Origin of the sequence: Tomitella biformata AHU 1821 (assembly GCF_000524475.1) — a bacterium.
Classification (GTDB): Bacteria; Actinomycetota; Actinomycetes; order Mycobacteriales; family Mycobacteriaceae; genus Tomitella; species Tomitella biformata.
Genome location: NZ_BAVQ01000032.1, coordinates 1 through 2,022, shown reverse-complemented (window position 1 = coordinate 2,022; position 2,022 = coordinate 1). Strand labels below are relative to the sequence as shown.

Here is a 2,022-nt window from a genome sequence, read left to right as displayed (position 1 = left end):
TTGTGTAGTGGTGTGGGTGGGTAGGGGAGCGTCGTGCAGCCAGGGAAGCGTCGGAGTGATCCAGGCGTGGAGGCTGCACGAGTGAGAATGCAGGCATGAGTAGCGAAAGACGAGTGAGAAACTCGTCCGCCGGATGATCAAGGGTTCCTGGGCTAGGTTAATCCGCCCAGGGTTAGTCGGGACCTAAGGCGAGGCCGACAGGCGTAGTCGATGGACAACGGGTTGATATTCCCGTACCCGTGATATCGCGCCAATGGCGAATCAGTGATACTAACCATCCTGAAGCCACCTTAAACGCCTTCGGGTGTGTGGGTGGGGGATGCATGGGACCTGATCTGGTAGTAGTCAAGCGATGGGGTGACGCAGGAAGGTAGTGGGGCCAGTGAGTGGTAGTACTGGTGTAAGCCTGTAGGGCGAGTGGTAGGCAAATCCGCCATTCATATAAGCCTGAGAGGTGATGCGTAGCCGTTGAGGCGAATTCCATGATCCTATGCTGCCGAGAAAAGCCTCTAGCGAGTGGTGTCATGGCCCGTACCCCAAACCGACACAGGTGATCAGGTAGAGAATACTAAGGCGATCGAGATAACTGTGGTTAAGGAACTCGGCAAATTACCCCCGTAACTTCGGGAGAAGGGGGACCATGGCTGGTGACGGACTTTACGTCTTGAGCTGGTTGTGGTCGCAGAGACCAGAGAGAAGCGACTGTTTACTAAAAACACAGGTCCGTGCGAAGTCGTAAGACGATGTATACGGACTGACGCCTGCCCGGTGCTGGAAGGTTAAGAGGACCGGTTAGCTCTTCGGAGCGACGCTGAGAATTTAAGCCCCAGTAAACGGCGGTGGTAACTATAACCATCCTAAGGTAGCGAAATTCCTTGTCGGGTAAGTTCCGACCTGCACGAATGGCGTAACGACTTCTCTGCTGTCTCAACCACAGGCTCGGCGAAATTGCATTACGAGTAAAGATGCTCGTTACGCGCGGCAGGACGAAAAGACCCCGGGACCTTCACTATAGCTTGGTATTGGTGTTCGGTTCGGTTTGTGTAGGATAGGTGGGAGACTGTGAAGCGGTGGCGCTAGTTGTCGTGGAGTCGTTGTTGAAATACCACTCTGATCGTATTGAACTTCTAACCTCGGACCATGATCTGGTTCAGGGACAGTGCCTGGTGGGTAGTTTAACTGGGGCGGTTGCCTCCTAAAATGTAACGGAGGCGCCCAAAGGTTCCCTCAGCCTGGTTGGCAATCAGGTGTTGAGTGCAAGTGCACAAGGGAGCTTGACTGTGAGACTGACAGGTCGAGCAGGGACGAAAGTCGGGACTAGTGATCCGGCACCGGCAAGTGGAAGCGGTGTCGCTCAACGGATAAAAGGTACCCCGGGGATAACAGGCTGATCTTCCCCAAGAGTCCATATCGACGGGATGGTTTGGCACCTCGATGTCGGCTCGTCGCATCCTGGGGCTGGAGTAGGTCCCAAGGGTTGGGCTGTTCGCCCATTAAAGCGGCACGCGAGCTGGGTTTAGAACGTCGTGAGACAGTTCGGTCTCTATCCGCCGCGCGCGTAAGAAACTTGAGGAAGGCTGTCCCTAGTACGAGAGGACCGGGACGGACGAACCTCTGGTGTGCCAGTTGTTCCGCCAGGGGCATTGCTGGTTGGCTACGTTCGGAAGGGATAACCGCTGAAAGCATCTAAGCGGGAAGCCTGTTCCAAGATGAGGTTTCTTTTCACCCTTTGGGGTGGGTAAGGCCCCCGGCAGACTACCGGGTTGATAGGCCAGAATTGGAAGCCCTGTAAGGGGTGTTGAGGTGACTGGTACTAATAGGCCGAGAGCTTACTTATATTGATGACGCGTCCACTGTCTGGTATCTGAGACAACACATTACTAATGTGTGTGTTTCGTAGAGTTACGGTGGTTATAGCGTGGGGGAAACGCCCGGTCCCATTCCGAACCCGGAAGCTAAGCCCTGTTGCGCCGATGGTACTGCACTGGTTACGGTGTGGGAGAGTAGGTCACTGCCGTACAT

At 54.8% G+C, this 2,022-nt stretch carries 2 rRNA genes; both read left to right on the top strand.

The window, feature by feature from the left end:
* A 23S ribosomal RNA gene (locus TBIF_RS11390) occupies positions 1-1,837 on the top strand; the annotation flags it as partial.
* A 66-nt stretch (positions 1,838-1,903) separates the two neighbouring features.
* Positions 1,904-2,020 (top strand): 5S ribosomal RNA (rrf, locus tag TBIF_RS11385).
* Positions 2,021-2,022: the final 2 nt, after the last annotated feature.